The 15,355-nt window shown below is 63.0% G+C and carries 19 protein-coding genes; 17 read left to right on the top strand and 2 right to left on the bottom strand.

Features of this window, described 5'->3' with window-relative positions:
• Window positions 1-5 precede the first annotated feature (5 nt).
• The 7 genes from ACM0M4_RS09440 to ACM0M4_RS09470 are packed head-to-tail and all read left to right on the top strand — an operon-like array spanning window position 6 to window position 5,078.
• The gene (locus ACM0M4_RS09440) at window positions 6-821 is read left to right on the top strand and encodes a DUF4123 domain-containing protein (RefSeq protein ID WP_003107607.1); all 816 of its coding nucleotides are present in this window, start codon (window positions 6-8) and stop codon (window positions 819-821) included.
• Window positions 818-1,339 (top strand): DUF3304 domain-containing protein, encoded by a 522-nt coding sequence (locus ACM0M4_RS09445; RefSeq protein ID WP_004351092.1) that lies wholly within the window; start codon window positions 818-820, stop codon window positions 1,337-1,339. Before ACM0M4_RS09440 ends, ACM0M4_RS09445 begins: the two co-directional genes overlap by 4 nt.
• Entirely contained in the window at window positions 1,324-1,581 is a 258-nt protein-coding gene (locus ACM0M4_RS09450; RefSeq protein WP_079384284.1) for a DUF3304 domain-containing protein, read from the top strand. Before ACM0M4_RS09445 ends, ACM0M4_RS09450 begins: the two co-directional genes overlap by 16 nt.
• Window positions 1,503-1,673, top strand: coding sequence for a DUF3304 domain-containing protein (locus ACM0M4_RS09455; protein ID WP_306767816.1), 171 nt, complete (start codon window positions 1,503-1,505; stop codon window positions 1,671-1,673). Before ACM0M4_RS09450 ends, ACM0M4_RS09455 begins: the two co-directional genes overlap by 79 nt.
• The gene (locus ACM0M4_RS09460; RefSeq protein WP_071543491.1) at window positions 1,670-1,873 is read left to right on the top strand and encodes a DUF3304 domain-containing protein; all 204 of its coding nucleotides are present in this window, start codon (window positions 1,670-1,672) and stop codon (window positions 1,871-1,873) included. Before ACM0M4_RS09455 ends, ACM0M4_RS09460 begins: the two co-directional genes overlap by 4 nt.
• Complete coding sequence (locus ACM0M4_RS09465; protein WP_033875117.1) at window positions 1,861-2,412, top strand: DUF3304 domain-containing protein; 552 nt, start codon at window positions 1,861-1,863, stop codon at window positions 2,410-2,412. The genes ACM0M4_RS09460 and ACM0M4_RS09465 overlap by 13 nt, the downstream gene beginning before the upstream one ends.
• Window positions 2,397-5,078, top strand: a complete 2,682-nt coding sequence (locus ACM0M4_RS09470; RefSeq protein ID WP_079741948.1) for a T6SS phospholipase effector Tle1-like catalytic domain-containing protein — start codon at window positions 2,397-2,399, stop codon at window positions 5,076-5,078. The genes ACM0M4_RS09465 and ACM0M4_RS09470 overlap by 16 nt, the downstream gene beginning before the upstream one ends.
• Before the next feature lie 38 nt (window positions 5,079-5,116).
• On the opposite strand, the gene ACM0M4_RS09475 is transcribed toward ACM0M4_RS09470, so the two are convergent.
• The gene (locus ACM0M4_RS09475; protein WP_003104441.1) at window positions 5,117-5,530 is read right to left on the bottom strand and encodes a hypothetical protein; all 414 of its coding nucleotides are present in this window, start codon (window positions 5,528-5,530) and stop codon (window positions 5,117-5,119) included.
• Window positions 5,531-5,609: 79 nt separating this feature from the next.
• Here ACM0M4_RS09475 and ACM0M4_RS09480 point away from each other — a divergent pair, with 79 nt between their 5' ends.
• Window positions 5,610-6,113, top strand: coding sequence for a cysteine hydrolase family protein (locus tag ACM0M4_RS09480; protein ID WP_003119669.1), 504 nt, complete (start codon window positions 5,610-5,612; stop codon window positions 6,111-6,113).
• Window positions 6,114-6,116: 3 nt separating this feature from the next.
• Here ACM0M4_RS09480 and ACM0M4_RS09485 read toward each other — a convergent pair whose 3' ends face one another.
• On the bottom strand, window positions 6,117-6,632 hold the full coding sequence (locus ACM0M4_RS09485; RefSeq protein ID WP_031684419.1) for an ankyrin repeat domain-containing protein: 516 nt from the start codon (window positions 6,630-6,632) through the stop codon (window positions 6,117-6,119).
• A 490-nt stretch (window positions 6,633-7,122) separates the two neighbouring features.
• Between ACM0M4_RS09485 and ACM0M4_RS09490 the strand changes: the two genes are divergently transcribed.
• The 9 genes from ACM0M4_RS09490 (at window position 7,123) to oprP (ending at window position 15,352) form a co-directional block, all read left to right on the top strand.
• A complete protein-coding gene (locus tag ACM0M4_RS09490) occupies window positions 7,123-8,244 on the top strand; it encodes a beta-ketoacyl-ACP synthase III (protein WP_003104436.1) in 1,122 nt (373 codons plus the stop codon).
• Between the two features lie 2 nt (window positions 8,245-8,246).
• Entirely contained in the window at window positions 8,247-8,858 is a 612-nt protein-coding gene (locus tag ACM0M4_RS09495) for an RNA polymerase sigma factor (RefSeq protein WP_003104434.1), read from the top strand.
• Window positions 8,852-9,091 (top strand): anti-sigma factor family protein, encoded by a 240-nt coding sequence (locus ACM0M4_RS09500; protein ID WP_003104432.1) that lies wholly within the window; start codon window positions 8,852-8,854, stop codon window positions 9,089-9,091. Before ACM0M4_RS09495 ends, ACM0M4_RS09500 begins: the two co-directional genes overlap by 7 nt.
• Window positions 9,092-9,496: 405 nt before the next feature.
• Window positions 9,497-9,811: an HvfA family oxazolone/thioamide-modified RiPP metallophore gene (locus ACM0M4_RS09505; RefSeq protein ID WP_003091625.1), complete on the top strand. Its 315-nt coding sequence runs from the start codon at window positions 9,497-9,499 to the stop codon at window positions 9,809-9,811.
• 18 nt (window positions 9,812-9,829) lie between these two features.
• Entirely contained in the window at window positions 9,830-10,684 is an 855-nt protein-coding gene (locus ACM0M4_RS09510) for an HvfB family MNIO-type RiPP peptide maturase (RefSeq protein WP_003124330.1), read from the top strand.
• Window positions 10,681-11,415: an HvfC family RiPP maturation protein gene (locus ACM0M4_RS09515; protein WP_023096521.1), complete on the top strand. Its 735-nt coding sequence runs from the start codon at window positions 10,681-10,683 to the stop codon at window positions 11,413-11,415. The genes ACM0M4_RS09510 and ACM0M4_RS09515 overlap by 4 nt, the downstream gene beginning before the upstream one ends.
• A gap of 2 nt (window positions 11,416-11,417) precedes the next feature.
• Window positions 11,418-12,008 carry an HvfX family Cu-binding RiPP maturation protein gene (locus ACM0M4_RS09520; RefSeq protein ID WP_221345531.1) on the top strand — a complete coding sequence of 197 codons (591 nt, stop codon included), beginning with the start codon at window positions 11,418-11,420 and terminating at the stop codon, window positions 12,006-12,008.
• Window positions 12,009-12,254: 246 nt separating this feature from the next.
• Window positions 12,255-13,571 carry an outer membrane porin OprO gene (gene oprO, locus ACM0M4_RS09525; protein ID WP_003104423.1) on the top strand — a complete coding sequence of 439 codons (1,317 nt, stop codon included), beginning with the start codon at window positions 12,255-12,257 and terminating at the stop codon, window positions 13,569-13,571.
• Between the two features lie 458 nt (window positions 13,572-14,029).
• Window positions 14,030-15,352: an outer membrane porin OprP gene (oprP, locus tag ACM0M4_RS09530; protein WP_003122437.1), complete on the top strand. Its 1,323-nt coding sequence runs from the start codon at window positions 14,030-14,032 to the stop codon at window positions 15,350-15,352.
• The last annotated feature ends 3 nt before the right edge of the window (window positions 15,353-15,355 follow it).

Genomic DNA, 15,355 nt, shown 5'->3' on the forward strand with positions numbered 1-15,355 from the left:
CCGCGATGACGCCGAACCCCCGCCATTGGGCCCGTGAGCTGTGGCAGCGCTCCCGCGATCGCGGCTTGCAGACCCACATCGATGTATTGGTCGATGCCACCGGGCTGGACGACTATCCCTTGCTCGCCGAGCATGCGCGGCAAAGCGATCCTCCGGCGCTGTTCAAATTGCTGGAGCAAACCCCGGAGGCCGCCCTGGCCGACGAGGGCCCGCTGCTGCTGCGCCTGGAAGACGGCCACGCGGCCTGGCTGGACGAACTGCTCGAACGCATCGACTGCCGCCGCCACCTGATGCTCCTGTTCAGCCCCTGGCCGTTGCCGCGCCTGGGCGAGCACCTGCGCAGCTGCACCCAGGCCGAGTGGAACCAGGGTCGTTCCAGCGGCGTACTGCGTTTCTACGAGCCGGGCCTGTTCATGGCCGTCAGCGACATGCTCGATCCCCGGCAGAGCCGTTACCTGCATGCCCCGGTTTCCAGCTGGCACTGGCTGGACCGCGACGGCCGGCCGAGGGCGCTGGCCGGTCATTACCAGGCCCACGAGACGCCGCCGCTGCAAGCGGCCCTCCGCCTGGAAGCGCACCAGGTCGCTGCCTTGCGCGCCTGGAGCGAGGCCGAAGCCTACCGCCGCGAATACTTCGTGCTGCCCCGCGAGCATGGCCTGGGCAGCCAGGAAAGCCTGCTCCAGCATCTGGTCCAGGCGCACCTGGCCGCCGACCGCCAGGGCTTGCAGGACTTCGACCAGCGCGATGCCTTCGTCGCCCAATGGCTACGCGAACAGACCCCCGGCCCCGGCTTTTCCCCGGCGGGAACGAGTCGCGCATGAACGGGCGCGGCATCGGCCTTCCCGCCCTGCTTCCGGGGCCCCTGCTGGCCGCGAGCTGCCAGAGCGGGCCGGACATGCTGGCGGCGCCGGTGATGGGTTACAACCATACGTCCGCGGCGATCAATTGGTTTTCGGTGAATGGGGCGGGTGGACCGCGTTTAGGCCCTTATCAGGGGGATGGTAGCCAGGTTTGTTGCGGAGTGATTCCAAAGAAGTGGAATCCAAATTTGAAAGCTGTCGTGGAATGGGAGAAAGATCCCAAACCGCACGCCGCTATAAGGCGAGATAAATATGGACGGTTGGATAAAGATGATTACTTGAGACATGCCTCAAGCTACACCCGACACAAGATGATCGTGGATATACCTAGATATAGTGAAAAAATATGCCTGTTGCAGGTGCATTTCCTCCCGTGTGACCAGGTCGCGGTCTCAACAACCTATTACAGCCAGGGGCATCCAGAGTACCCAGATAGAAAGTATTTTCAGAAGAGAGAGCCTTCATGCAAAAGCTCTTGAATGCAAAGGGGTTAAGGACACCTGATTGGCTGATTGCTTTACTGATAGGTTTTTTGTTTTTACAAGCGTGTCAGGCAGGCTCTGATATGGTGTCTACTCCTATCGGAGGATACAACCATACTTCGGCGGCTATTAACAGATTCAGTGTAAATGGTGCTGGCGGATTAAACCTTGGTCCATTTCAGGGGGAGCATGGCAGGTATGTTGTGGTGTCGTTCCTAGAGTTTGGAAGTCGGGCTTGAAGGCAACCGTAGAGTGGGAGGTAGTTCCTGAGCCAGGGGCTTATAAATACTGGCCGGAAAGATATTTTCAGATGGCTGGAGAAAACGTATGAGAGAGCATGGGCTCTTGTATGTTCGTCATAAGGAAGCCGTCGATATACCTCCTTGTGATAGTAAGGAGATTTGTTCGCTAAAAATACACTTTCTTCCATGTGATAAGGTTGCTACTTCAGCTGCCTGTTATACGCCGTTTCATCCTGAATATCCGAATAAAGGTTACTTTGATATGAGGGGTATGTCATGCAGAAGTTGATGAGTTTGATCTGTGTGGGAACTAAAAAGTCCATTGGGTTGGTGGTTTTTCTCAGCACCTTCTTTGGGCTGGTGGCATGCCAGGCTGGGCCTGAAGTGCTGTCTGCACCTGTCATGGGTTACAACCATACTTCGGCGGCGATTAACGAATTTACGGTGAATGGTGCCGGGGGGCCAAACCTGGGCCCTCATCAGGGCGGAGGTGGGCAAGTATGTTGTGGCGTGATTCCAAAGTACTGGGTGCCGGGTTTGGAGGCGATTGTAGAGTGGGAAATTGATCCTAATCCTAAGGCTGAGCTAAAGCGAGATCGGTACGGGAGTCTGGATATGCAGGACTATCGACGACATGCTAAAAATTACACGCATCACAAGGCGGTTGTTGAAATACCTAGGTATGAAAGGCCTGGGCCGATAAGAGTTCACTTTCTGCCTTGCAATCAGGTTCGTGTAACTGCTGCGGCCACTTCTCCGGGGTACCCTGGATATCCTTATAACTATCCGATGGTTATGGAGAGAGTGGCAGAATGTCCGAAGAAATAAATGTCTTGCGAGAAGATATTCGTGTGACTGTCAGTGTTGCTCCTGAATTTCCGAAGGAAAGGCTTCTTCCGCTTGAGCCAAGTGTTCTCTCTAAGAATATAAGTCGGCAGGTAAAAGAAGAGCGGAAGTATAATGAGGAAAAAATCAAGCGGGATAGGGAGGGTGGCGGAGAAAGCAGTGGAATACCTTGTTGTAAAACTCTGCATGTGAGCATAGGCTATGATGGCACTAATAATAATGATCGGGCTGATGGTGCATCATTGCCGCCTTCTAGAAGTAATGTGGCAAAGCTATTTCATGCTTCTGTCGGAGAAGGTTCCGTGCAGGAAGGGTTGGGTTTCTTTCGATATTACTGCCCTGGGGTTGGTACGGTATTTCCAGATATTCGGGAATATACTCCGTCGAGTCTCGGTTTGATTGCGGCGGCAGGTGGGGAGAACAGAGTAAACTGGGGAATAACCCGCTTGGTTGATGTTTTGCAAGGAACGCTTACCCCAGAAAGTCCTCTTCTGCTAGATGAGTCTCAAACAATGATTAAGAACATGGCAACCAATGGAATTGCCAAGGTTCTAACCGGTGGGTTGTTGGAGAACGGCGAGAAAAAACGCCGAGCTGCCTTGGAGCCAAAACTCAAGGAACTGGAGGAAAAGCTTCGCCAGCGTCAGGACTCAGGGCAGAAACCGCATATCCTGGCCATGCGTTTGTATATCTATGGATTCTCCCGTGGGGCGGCGGAGGCACGAGCCTTCGCCAACTGGCTGCAGGAGCTGACTCGGGCCAGCGGTGCCGATGGCCGGGTGGAATATCGCTTCGCCGGCCTGCCGATCTCCATCGAGTTCCTCGGCCTTTTCGATACCGTGGCGGCAGTTGGACTGGCGGATAGCGCGCCGTTCGCCGCCGGACATATGGATTGGGCCGACGGCACCATGCGGCTGCCCGACGAAGCCCAGGTTCAGTGCCTACCGACCACATTGCCGGAAGACTGCGCTTTTCTGAAACGTTGCGTGCATTTGATCTCATGCCATGAGCAGCGTGCCAGTTTTCCGCTGGATTCGATCCGCCGTCGCGACCTGGATGCCAACGGACGTCGTACGGGGCCTTCCTGCTATCGGCAGGGTACGGTGGAATATGCATACCCTGGTGTTCACTCGGATGTTGGAGGGGGTTATGGCGTTGGCAACCAGGGTAAGGCGGTGGGAGGTTCGGAATTCCTGCTATCCCAGATAGCGCTGCAGCATATGTATGCGGAAGCTTTTGATGCCGGTGCTCCTTTGCAGGTTCCCAAATCAGCCGTTCATCCGGACTTTCATGAAGTCTGGCGGGAGATGACGCCTGAAACCGAAGCGGAGTTCAGCGTCTCCGAAGAACTTGCCACCCGTTTCAACGCCTGGCAGGCCCAGGCCAAGGCCGGCCCCCTGGAAGAGGTGATCCGTCGCGAGACCGCGTTGATCACCGCCTGGCGCATCGACCGCTATGCCGGCGGGCTGCGCAACAAGGCGTTCTTCGCCAATGTCCCGCCGGACATGCCGGAAGCCCAGCAGAAGGCCTGGGAGGCCCTGCACAAGCGGCGTAGCCGGGAGTACGCGGCCGCCCTGCAGGGCGAGCCGCTCCCGCCGATGAGCGCCGCCGAACAGGCGGAGTGGGATCGCAACGTGGCGCTGATCGGCGGCGAGGACAAACTGCGCGACCTGCGGGTGGAGAAGCAGTTCGATCCGCCGCTGGACCAGCGCCAACTACTCGGCGCCGCCGCCGAGTTCGCTCATGACTACAAGGGCGACTGGGGCGTGCTCGACGACGGCATGACGGTGGGCGGAGTGATCGACCTGCTGCTCGGCGGCACCGTATTCCTGATCAACGAGGAAGACGAAGCCGAGGAATACAGCCAGATCCACCACGACGGCAGCGCGCGCTACCACCAGTTGTTCAGCGCTCCCGACCGGGTGGCGCCGGGCCAGGAAAAGCTGGTGGCGCTGTTCGACGAACAGGTGCACGACTCCCGCGCCTGGTTCATGAACACTTCGGCGATAGGCCCGCGAGAACCCTTCACCGACTACTTCCGCTATCGCCTGGTGCATTTCGACAACGAGTCGAACAAGCGGCTCTCGGTACTGGCCACCGCCGGGCGGGTGGTAGGCGTAGGGGTGATGCTGGCCAGCGTCGGCCTCAGCGTCAAGCGTCGCGATCCGCGGATGCTGCTCGGGCTGTTCCTGCCATCGCTGGCGCGTCCGCTGCTGAGCGGCAAGGTCGGCCTGCCGGAGATCAGCGCTTTCGACCCGCTGACCGGGATCGCCTTGCCGATGGTCGGCGGGGCGGCGCTGGACAACCTGCGGGCCTTCACCTGCGAGCCTGGCGACAAGGTCGAGCAGATCGGCCAGTTGCCGCCACCGCCGCCGCTGGCGGTCGCGGCGGTGCAATCGCCCGCATTGCAGCAGGTGCTGCTGGCTCAGCAGACCGTGGAGGCGCTCAACGCGCGCGACCTGGGCAGCCTGGCCGGGCTGGTGGCCAAGGCCGAACTCACCCAGGCGCCCGCGGCGGCGACGCCGGCCTGGCTCGCCGAGGCGAAGCAGGCCTTGCAGGACATGGGTACGGAGCAGGCGCAACCGCCGGACCCCGGCTCGGCGCCGGGCTGGCTGCAGCGCGGCAAGGACCTGATGGAATCGCTTTGAACCTCGACCGGCGAACGCGGCCGACCTGTCGCCCCGGATCATTCGGTGCGGATGTCGAACCCGCTGCTGGCCTCGCTGACGATACGGAAGCGCGCGTTGCCGTCCGCGGCGATCCGGGTTCTCAGCTCGCGGTTCAGCAGGCCCTTGCCGCAGAGAGTGTCGTCCTGGGTATCGATGCCGATACCGACCACATGCTCGCCCGCCGGCACCTGGAAGCTGGCTTCCTCGCCGACGCCGATGCGCGCGGCGACCTGGCGGTCGATAAGGAACGCCACGTAGCAGCCGCCGCCCAGGTAGCCATAGTCGCGGTGGACTTCCAGCCGGCCGCCACCGCTCACCGGTTGCTGGTAGCCGAGCAGGCGTTCGGCGGGGATCGCCCGGGTCTTCTCGGCGGGAACCGAGGAACAGCCGGCCAGGAGGAAAAGGATCGCTACGGCGTACATCGGGCGCATGAAGGCTCTCCGTCGAAAGGTTCCCTCAGGCTAGCCCAGTTTCGCTGGAGCGCGGAGCGACGGGGCGGAGTGGGCTAGAATGCCTGGCCTGTTCTTCCGGAGCCGACTACCGATGCGCCAGGCCCTGCTGATCGTCGACGTGCAACCCTGTTTCGCCCCGCCGGACTGGCTGCTGGAAGGCATCGGCCAACTGCTCGGGCGGATGCCCTCGGTGGCCAGCGTCGAGCGCCATGACGAATCCCGTACGCCGTTCCAGCGCCAGCTCGGCTGGCGACCGCCGCTCGACGATGCCTGCCTGGTGGCGGCCGACCGGGTCTTCGTCAAGCATGGCTACCTGCCGACGGCGGAACTCGTCGACCATCTGCGTGCGCTGCGAGCGGAACGGGTGCTGGTATGCGGCATCCAGGCCGACACCTGCGTGCTCGCCGCCGGCTTCGCCCTGTTCGACGCCGGCCTGCAACCGACCCTGATCGGCGACCTGGTGCTCGGCTCCTCGCTGGATCGCTCGGGGGAGCTGGGTGTGCGCCTGTGGAAGCATCATTTCGGCCAGGTCGTCAGCCTGGCCGAGGTGCTGGCGGATTGAGGCTCAGTGGGGCCGGCTGAGCAGCGCGACCGTGGCCTCGGCATTCATCATCCGCGCTGCCGCCAGCGGCGTCAGCCCGGCGGCGTCCTGGGCGTCACGACGGGCGCCGTGGGCCAGCAGGCTGGCGGCGACCTCGGCCTGGTTGAACATGGCCGCCATCATCAGTGCGGTCTTGCCGTCGGCCGAGGCGCCCTCGACGTCGGCGCCGCCGGCGAGGAGCAGTTCGACCATCGCCAGGTCGCCCTTGAACGCAGCGCCGGCCAGCGGTGTCTGCCCGGCCAGGTTGCGCAGGTCCGGGTCGGCCTTGTAGGCCAGCAGCAGGCGTACCGTGTCGGCGTGGCCATGGTAGCTGGCCAGCATCAGCAGGCTGTCGCCCTTGTGGTTGCGCAGGTTCGGCGGCAGGCCCTGTTGCAGCAGTTGCTCGAGGCGCTGGCTGTTGCCCTGGCGGGCCAGGTCGAACAGCTGGTGGATGAACTCCTGGGTTTCCATATCCAGTTCTGGACGAGGGCTATCGGTCATGGGGCTGCTTCCTTGTGAATACCGGGTTTGCCGAATGATAGGCGGCCTTGCCGAGGTGGGCTGTTGAGCATTGCCTATGGGGCGGGTTGGCAAATTCAATCGATGGTTGGGGTGGGAAGGTGCCAGCCTGCTGTGACCGGAAGCCGGCCTGGTTGCGTCGTCTTTACAGTTCGATACGGATATCGGTGGCGAAAACGGGGAAAATAAACCGATCGTGCGCCTATCGGCTGTGCCCGGCGCGCACTCTGGAATATCCTTGGCGCCTTCGATACCACTGAGCGGTGCGCGCGCTTGCCGAAGCGAGGCGGTGGCACACTGCGCAATGGCCGACCTTGCCCGGGCCCTGTACGAAAGCGCGTCGCCAACGTCTTTTCGTAGAGCGCCCGGCATCGCCGCGAGCGAACCCGTTTCCGGTGCCGGCCCCAGGCGGGCACCGCTATGCCTAATCGGCCCCGTTCGACGGCGGCCCAGCGAGAGAAGAGGAACAACTGTGCATAAAGCCGTCATCAGCGGAACCGGTCTTTATACTCCGCCCTACAGCATCTCCAACGATGAGCTGGTGGAGAGCTTCAATACCTTCGTGCGCCAGTACAACGACCAGCACGCCGAGGCCATCGCCAAGGGCGAACTGGAGGCGCTGGCCGAGTCCAGCTCGGCGTTCATCGAGAAGGCGTCCGGCATCAAGAGCCGCTTCGTGATGAACAAGGAAGGCATCCTCGACCCGCAGCGCATGGTTCCGTACCTTCCCGAGCGCAGCAACGACGAGTGGTCGATCCTCTGCGAGATGGCCGTGGCCGCCGCCAGGGAGGCGCTGCAGCGTGCCGGCCGCAGCGCCGCCGACATCGACGGGGTGATCGTCGCCTGCTCCAACCTGCAGCGCGCCTACCCGGCGATCGCGGTGGAGGTGCAGGCCGCGCTGGGTATCCAGGGCTACGGCTACGACATGAACGTGGCCTGCTCCTCGGCCACCTTCGGTATCCAGGCCGCCACCACCGCGATCCAGACCGGCCAGGCGCGGGCGATCCTGATGGTCAACCCGGAGATCTGCACCGGCCACCTGAACTTCCGCGACCGCGACAGCCACTTCATCTTCGGCGACGCCTGCACCGCGGTGATCGTCGAGCGCGCCGACCTGGCCGTGTCGAAGCACCAGTTCGACATCGTCAGCACCAGGCTGCTGACCCAGTTCTCCAACAACATCCGCAACAACTTCGGCTTCCTCAACCGCGCCGACGAGAGCGGTATCGGCAAGCGCGACAAGCTGTTCGTCCAGGAAGGCCGCAAGGTGTTCAAGGATGTCTGCCCGATGGTCGCCGAGCTGATCGGCGAGCACCTGGCGGCCAATGAAATCCAGGTCGCCGAGGTCAAGCGCTTCTGGCTGCACCAGGCCAACCTGAACATGAACCTGCTGATCACCCGCAAGCTGCTCGGCCGCGACGCCGAGGCGCACGAGGCGCCGGTGATCCTCGACAGCTACGCGAATACCAGTTCCGCCGGCTCGGTGATCGCCCTGCACAAGCACCAGGACGACCTGCCCAGCGGCGCCATCGGGGTGCTCAGCTCGTTCGGCGCCGGTTACTCGATCGGTAGCGTGATCCTGCGTAAACACTGATCGTGGCGGCGCCTACCGACGCCGAGCTGCTGCCGCGCCTGCTGGCCGGCGAGCAGCGAGCCTTCCGCGAGCTGGTTGGCGCCTACCAGGGCGCCATGCGGGCCGTGGCCTGGGCGATCATCGGCAGATCGCATACCGAGGAAGTGGTGCAGGACGCCTGGCTCGCGGCGGTTCGCGGGCTGGACGGGTTCCAGGGGCGTTCGAGCCTGAAGACCTGGCTGCTGACCATTACCGCCAATACCGCCAAGAGCCGCTTGCGCCAGGTTCGCCGGGAAGTTTTCCTCGACGACCTGCCGGGGCCCCATGGTACGGTGGATGACCAGCGCTTTGCCGCCGACGGTCACTGGAGCCAGCCGCCGCACGCCTGGCACGAGGATTCGCCGGAAGCCCTGCTCGCCGAGGGCGAACTGCGCGATTGCCTGGACAAGACCCTCAACGGTCTGTCCGAGCTGCAGCGCAGCGTGCTGACCCTGCGCGAACGCCAGGGCTTGGAGCTGGAGGAAATCCGTGATCTCCTGGATATCACGCTTTCCAATGTCCGGGTGCTGCTGCATCGCGCCCGCCTGAAGGTCTTCGCCACCCTGGAGCATTTCGAGGAGACCGGCCAATGCTGAGTTGCAAGGAACTGGTCGCCCGGTCCAGCGACTTTCTCGATGGGCAACTGGACTTCCGCGGACAACTGGCGGTGCGCAGCCACCTGCTCATGTGCCGGCATTGCCGGCGCTTCATCCGCCAGATGCGCCTGACCCAGGCGACCGTGCGCCATCTGCCGGAAGGGCCGGGGCCGGAACTCGACCGTCTGGCCGCGCATCTCTCCGAATTGCGCAAGGACGCCGCGCGGCGCTGAGCCGGGGTACCCTCGACACCAAGCCGCCGCCCGCGATTCGTGGGCGGCGGCTTTTTCGTTTCCGCTATCCGGCGTGGGCGAACCGGACCCGGCCTGGCGTGGGCGGCTCTCCCTTCCGCGTGACGAGGTCGAGGAGTGTGGCTGGGCTTGGCGGATATCGCTGCGCGATATGCGCCCTACGGAGGGGCGGCAATCCGTTTCGCTGGGCGAGCATCCGAAGTCGAGGAGAACGCCTGGGACCTGGCGAATATCGCCGACCGATATTTCTCCAGCAGGGGCAATCCCTGAGTTCAGGCAAAGGGACGGGAAATTTTTTTCGACTCCGCTGTAACGCCGCCGGGGGTGCTCCGTCCATTGGAGCGAGGACGCCATACCGGCGCCCGCTACCAACTTCAGGAGTTACCCATGAAAAAGATTTCCCTCGCTTCCTCCGTCGTCGGCGCTGCTCTGCTCGGCGTAGCCAGTGTCGGCGCGCATGCCGCGCAGAATCCCTTCGCCGTGCAGGAGCTGAGCAGCGGCTACAGCGTGGCTGCCGCCGAGAAGGCCAAGGAAGGTTCCTGCGGCGAGGCCAAGTGCGGTGCCGACAAGGGCAAGCGCGAAGCCTCCAAGGCAGGTCATGAAGGCAGCTGCGGTGCGGATCGCAAGGCCAAGGAAGGTTCCTGCGGTGGCGAGAAGAAGGCCGGCGAAGGCAACTGCGGCGCCGACAAGAAGAAGTCGTAAGGCCTGAGGAGACGGACCATGCAACGGGAATTCGTCAGCGGCGCCGGGCTAGGCCTGCGTCGCGCGCTGCTGGAGCCGTTCGGCGCCGGCGATGAGGTCCGGGTCGACTTCCTCGAGGTCGCCCCGGAGAACTGGATCGGCATCGGCGGCCGTCTCGGCCGCCAGTTCCGCGAGCTGACCGAGCGCCTGCCGTTCCTCTGCCATGGTCTGTCTCTCAACCTCGGTGGCTACGCCCCGCTGGACATGTCGTTGCTGCGCGCGATCAAGGGTTTCATCGAGCAGCATGACATCCGTGCCTACAGCGAGCACCTGTCGGCCTGCGCCGACGACGGCCAGCTCTACGACCTGATGCCGCTACCGTTCAGCGACGAATCGGTGCGCCGGGTCGCCGAACGGGTCCGGGTGGTACAGGACGTCCTCGAGCGGCCGTTGATCGTCGAGAACGTCTCGGCGTATGCGCGCTTGCCGGGCGAGCTGGAAGAGGTCGATTTCGTCCGCGCGGTACTGGAGGAAGCCGATTGCCAATTGCTGCTGGACGTCAACAACGTCTACGTCAACGCCTGCAACTTCGGTTTCGACGCCCACGCCTACATCGCCGCGATGCCCAGCCGGAGGATCGCCTACCTGCACATGGCCGGGCACGACGAGCAGGGCGCCAGCCTGAAGATCGACACCCATGGCGCGCCGGTCTGCGATCCGGTCTGGGAACTGCTGGCACATGCCTATGCCTGCCATGGCGAACGCCCGACGCTGCTGGAGCGCGATTTCAACCTCCCGCCACTGAGCGAGCTGTATGCCGAAACCGATCGCATCCGCGAGCTGCAGCGGCGCAGCGGTGAAGCGCAACTGCGCAGCCTGGGGTACGGCACATGAACCACACGACCTTGCAACGGCGTTTCGCCGCACGTATCCGCGATCCGCAGCAGGCCTTGCCGCCCGGCATCGCGACGGAGCGCATGGCGATCTACGAGGAACTGTTCTTCAACAACCTGGACGGTTTCATCAGCAGCGGTTTCCCGGTCCTGCGCCAGTTGTTCGACGAGCCGCGCTGGCATCGCCTGGTGCGTGCCTTCATGCGCGAGCATCGCTGCCGCACACCGTACTTCAGGCAATTGGGCGAGGAGTTCATCGGCTGGCTGCAGGACGGCTACCGCGCGGAGGAGGGCGATCCGCCCTTCCTGCTGGAGCTGGCTCACTACGAGTGGGTCGAGCTGGCCCTGTCGCTGGCCGAGGCGCCTGTCGAGACGCTGCCGCAGGCCTGGTCGTGGTCGCCACTGGCCTGGCCGCTGGCCTATCGCTGGCCGGTCCATCGCCTGGGGCCGAGCCATCGGCCGATGGAGCCGCCGGCCGAGCCGACCTGCCTGCTGGTCTGGCGCGATCCGGCGGAGCGGGTGCGCTTCCTGCACCTGTCGCCATTCGCCTATCGCCTCGCGCAGCGCCTGAGCGAGGAGGGCGAGGCGCCGGTGGCGCTGCTGCCGTTGTTGCGCGAGTTGGCCGGAAGCTGCGGCCTGAGCGCCGACGTGGAGTATTTCGAAAATGCCTTCGCCTTGCTGGAGGACTGGCACGCCCAGGGCATCCTCATGGGCGAGGGCGCTCTGGAGTGATGATGAAGACTGTCTTCCTGCGTTTACAGCATGCCCTCGACGTCACCCGTCGAGCGGATTTCCTCGCCCCGCTGGCGCTGCGCCTGTACCTGGCGCCGGTGTTCTGGATGGCCGGCAGCCAGAAGCTGGCGGACATGCCGGCCACCATCGAGTGGTTCGGCAATCCCGACTGGGGACTCGGCCTGCCGTTTCCCGAACTGCTGGCCTGGCTCGCCGCGCTGAGCGAGGCCGGTGGCGCCGTGCTGCTGTTGTGCGGCCTGGCCGTGCGCTGGATCAGCCTGCCGCTGATGGTGACCATGCTGGTAGCGATCTTCGCCGTGCACTGGCCGAACGGCTGGCAGGCGATCGCCGATCCGTCCGCGCCGTTCGCCAACGCCCAGGTGCTGGAGGCTGGCCAGAAGCTGGCGCGAGCCCGGGAAATCCTGCGCGAATACGGCAACTACGACTGGCTGACGTCGAGCGGAAGCTTCGCCATCGTCAACAACGGCATCGAGTTCGCCGCGACCTACCTGGTGATGTTGCTCGCGCTGTTCTTCGGCGGCGCCGGCAAGTGGCTTTCTGCTGACTTCTGGATTGCTCAAAAATTGCGCTGAGATTTCTACCCATATCGAATAACCCGAAAGGCCCGTAGTAGAGGGCTTTTCGCGTTATTCGCATTGGAGATAAAAAGTTCATCTGTAATGAAACATTTATCTCCATGCAATTTGGCTGCAATCTGCCATCGCCAAGATTCCCCCCAACACAAAGGGGCCGCCTTACGGCCAGCGCGGAACAAGGGGCGCGCTGTAGCCAGGCACTCGCGTGTTGCCAATGCACACACCATTAAGGGGAAATCTTCGATGATCCGTAAGCACTCGCTCGGCTTCGTTGCCAGCGCTCTGGCTCTGGCCGTATCTGCCCAGGCGTTCGCCGGCACCGTGACCACCGACGGCGCCGATATCGTGATCAAGACCAAGGGCGGCCTCGAAGTCGCCACCACCGACAAGGAATTCAGCTTCAAGCTGGGCGGTCGCCTGCAGGCCGACTACAGCCGTTTCGACGGTTTCTATACCAAGAATGGCAACACCGCCGACGCCGCCTACTTCCGCCGCGCCTTCATCGAACTCGGCGGAACTGCATACAAGGACTGGAAATACCAGATCAACTTCGACCTGTCGCACAACACCGGCAGCTCCGACAACGGCTATTTCGACGAAGCTTCGGTCACCTACACCGGCTTCAACCCGGTCAACCTGAAGTTCGGTCGCTTCGACCCCGACTTCGGCCTGGAAAAGGCCACCAGCTCCAAGTGGGTGACCGCTCCCGAGCGTAACGCCGCCTACGAACTGGCCGACTGGATCAACACCCACCAGGACGGCATGGGCGCCCAGGTCAACTCGACCCTCGCCGACATGGCCTACCTGTCCGCCGGCGTATCCGCCAAGGACGCCGACGACAGCGACGGCGACAGCGTCAAGCAGTTCAACTTCCGCGGCGTGTTCGCGCCGATGCACGAAGCCGGCAATGTTCTCCATGTCGGCGTGAACTATGCCTACCGCGACCTCGACGACACCGCCTTCGACTCGCGCATCCGTCCGCGCCTGGGCATGCGCGGCATCGCCACCAGCGGCGGCAACGACGCCGGTGACAACGGCAACCGCGCGACCTTCGGCGGTGTCTCCAACTCGCCGGCCGGTTCCTACAAGGACGATAGCGTCTGGGGCCTGGAAGGCGCCTGGGCGATGGGCCCGTTCTCGGCCCAGGCCGAATACCTGGCACGCAAGCTGAAGGCCGATGACAACGCCTACAAGGACATCAAGGCCAAGGGTTACTACGCGCAACTGGCCTACACCCTGACCGGCGAGTCCCGCCAGTACAAGCTGGAAGGTGCCAAGTTCGACTCCGTCAAGCCGGAAAACAAGGAAATCGGCGCCTGGGAAGTGTTCTACCGCTACGACAACATCAAGGTGGAAGACGACAACGTGGTCGCCGATACCGCCACTCGCGAAGTCGGCGACACCAAGGCCAAGGCCCACAACCTGGGCGTGAACTGGTACGTCAACGATGCGGTGAAGATCAGCGCGGCCTACGTCAAGGCGAAGACCGACAAGATCACCAACAACAATGGCGACGATGACGGCGACGGCTTCGTGACCCGTTTGCAGTACGTGTTCTAAGAAGCGACAACGATCTGCTCCTGTTTTCGGCCTCGCTCCGGCGAGGTCTTTTTAATCGCTTCCTTACCCGGTTGTGGCGATGTTGGCAGCCTGCAACCGGGTCTTTCTTTCGTTACAGGTCTACCCGCAGGTACTGGCAGGAATATCCGAAAGCCAGACGGTTATCGGCAGAAACTCTTGGTTTTCATTGCAGTCATGCAATCTTCGCAAGGTTGCCGCAATATATGAAACAAACTGTTACATCTGTCGCCCGGACCTGATGCCTCTAGGCCTGCGCCCTTATCCGACGGCCTCATCCAGGCGCTATCCGGCTGCCTGTCACAAAAGCTTTCGCGCTTTGCAGTCTCGCTGTCACAACCCATCCAGATGATCCCCCTCCAGCAGCGCCGGCCGGCGACAGAACCGGCCGTTTCCGCGCTGCTCAAGACCATTCGAAATCCGAACAGGGGACTTACCTGATGATTCGCAGACACTCGTGCAAAGGGGTGGGGAGCAGTGTTGCCTGGAGTTTGCTGGGCCTGGCGATTTCCGCGCAGAGCCTGGCCGGGACCGTGACCACCGACGGTGCCGACATCGTGATCAAGACCAAGGGCGGCCTCGAAGTCGCCACCACCGACAAGGAATTCAGCTTCAAGCTCGGCGGCCGCCTGCAGGCCGACTACGGCCGCTTCGACGGCTACTACACGAACAACGGCAATACCGCCGATGCCGCCTACTTCCGCCGCGCCTACCTGGAGTTCGGCGGCACCGTCTACCGGGACTGGAAGTACCAGATCAACTACGACCTGTCGCGCAACGTCGGCAACGACAGCGCCGGCTACTTTGACGAAGCTTCGGTCACCTATACCGGCTTCAACCCGGTCAACCTGAAGTTCGGCCGCTTCTACACCGACTTCGGCCTGGAAAAGGCCACCAGCTCCAAATGGGTCACCGCGCTGGAGCGCAACCTCACCTACGACATCGCCGACTGGGTCAACGACAACGTCGGTACCGGTATCCAGGCCAGCTCGGTGGTGGGCGGCATGGCTTTCCTCTCGGGCAGCGTGTTCAGCGAGAACAACAACGATACCGACGGCGACAGCGTCAAGCGCTACAACCTGCGCGGCGTGTTCGCGCCGCTGCACGAGCCGGGCAACGTGGTGCACCTGGGCCTGCAATACGCCTATCGCGACCTGGAGGACAGCGCGGTGGATACCCGGATCCGCCCGCGCATGGGCATGCGCGGCGTCTCCACCAATGGCGGCAACGATGCCGGCAGCAATGGCAACCGCGGTCTGTTCGGCGGCAGTTCGGCAGTCGAGGGGCTGTGGAAGGACGACTCGGTCTGGGGCCTGGAAGGCGCCTGGGCGCTGGGTGCCTTCTCGGCCCAGGCCGAGTACCTGCGGCGCACGGTCAAGGCCGAGCGCGACCGCGAGGATCTCAAGGCCTCCGGCTATTACGCGCAACTGGCCTACACCCTCACCGGCGAGCCGCGCCTCTACAAGCTGGACGGCGCCAAGTTCGACACCATCAAGCCGGAGAACAAGGAAATCGGCGCCTGGGAGCTGTTCTACCGCTACGACTCGATCAAGGTCGAGGATGACAACATCGTCGTCGACAGCGCCACCCGCGAGGTCGGCGACGCCAAGGGCAAGACCCATACCCTGGGCGTCAACTGGTACGCCAACGAGGCGGTGAAGGTTTCCGCCAACTACGTCAAGGCGAAGACCGACAAGATCAGCAATGCCAACGGCGACGATAGCGGCGATGGCCTGGTGATGCGCCTGCAGTACGTGTTCTGAGGC

Source organism: Pseudomonas sp. 18-147, assembly GCF_051048045.1.
In the GTDB taxonomy this organism is placed as follows: domain Bacteria; phylum Pseudomonadota; class Gammaproteobacteria; order Pseudomonadales; family Pseudomonadaceae; genus Pseudomonas; species Pseudomonas aeruginosa.

Excerpts from the sequence above, each read along its gene's own strand:
- ACM0M4_RS09485 (WP_031684419.1), bottom strand. The coding sequence starts at position 6,632 with ATGACCGATAGCCCTCGTCCAGAACTGGATATGGAAACCCAGGAGTTC.
- ACM0M4_RS09500 (WP_003104432.1), top strand. The coding sequence starts at position 8,852 with ATGCTGAGTTGCAAGGAACTGGTCGCCCGGTCCAGCGACTTTCTCGAT.
- ACM0M4_RS09520 (WP_221345531.1), top strand. The coding sequence starts at position 11,418 with ATGAAGACTGTCTTCCTGCGTTTACAGCATGCCCTCGACGTCACCCGT.
- ACM0M4_RS09440 (WP_003107607.1), top strand. The coding sequence starts at position 6 with ATGACGCCGAACCCCCGCCATTGGGCCCGTGAGCTGTGGCAGCGCTCC.
- ACM0M4_RS09480 (WP_003119669.1), top strand. The coding sequence starts at position 5,610 with ATGCCTGGCCTGTTCTTCCGGAGCCGACTACCGATGCGCCAGGCCCTG.
- ACM0M4_RS09450 (WP_079384284.1), top strand. The coding sequence starts at position 1,324 with ATGCAAAAGCTCTTGAATGCAAAGGGGTTAAGGACACCTGATTGGCTG.
- ACM0M4_RS09460 (WP_071543491.1), top strand. The coding sequence starts at position 1,670 with ATGAGAGAGCATGGGCTCTTGTATGTTCGTCATAAGGAAGCCGTCGAT.
- ACM0M4_RS09515 (WP_023096521.1), top strand. The coding sequence starts at position 10,681 with ATGAACCACACGACCTTGCAACGGCGTTTCGCCGCACGTATCCGCGAT.
- oprO (WP_003104423.1), top strand. The coding sequence starts at position 12,255 with ATGATCCGTAAGCACTCGCTCGGCTTCGTTGCCAGCGCTCTGGCTCTG.
- ACM0M4_RS09465 (WP_033875117.1), top strand. The coding sequence starts at position 1,861 with ATGCAGAAGTTGATGAGTTTGATCTGTGTGGGAACTAAAAAGTCCATT.
- ACM0M4_RS09510 (WP_003124330.1), top strand. The coding sequence starts at position 9,830 with ATGCAACGGGAATTCGTCAGCGGCGCCGGGCTAGGCCTGCGTCGCGCG.
- ACM0M4_RS09445 (WP_004351092.1), top strand. The coding sequence starts at position 818 with ATGAACGGGCGCGGCATCGGCCTTCCCGCCCTGCTTCCGGGGCCCCTG.
- ACM0M4_RS09470 (WP_079741948.1), top strand. The coding sequence starts at position 2,397 with ATGTCCGAAGAAATAAATGTCTTGCGAGAAGATATTCGTGTGACTGTC.
- ACM0M4_RS09475 (WP_003104441.1), bottom strand. The coding sequence starts at position 5,530 with ATGCGCCCGATGTACGCCGTAGCGATCCTTTTCCTCCTGGCCGGCTGT.
- ACM0M4_RS09505 (WP_003091625.1), top strand. The coding sequence starts at position 9,497 with ATGAAAAAGATTTCCCTCGCTTCCTCCGTCGTCGGCGCTGCTCTGCTC.
- oprP (WP_003122437.1), top strand. The coding sequence starts at position 14,030 with ATGATTCGCAGACACTCGTGCAAAGGGGTGGGGAGCAGTGTTGCCTGG.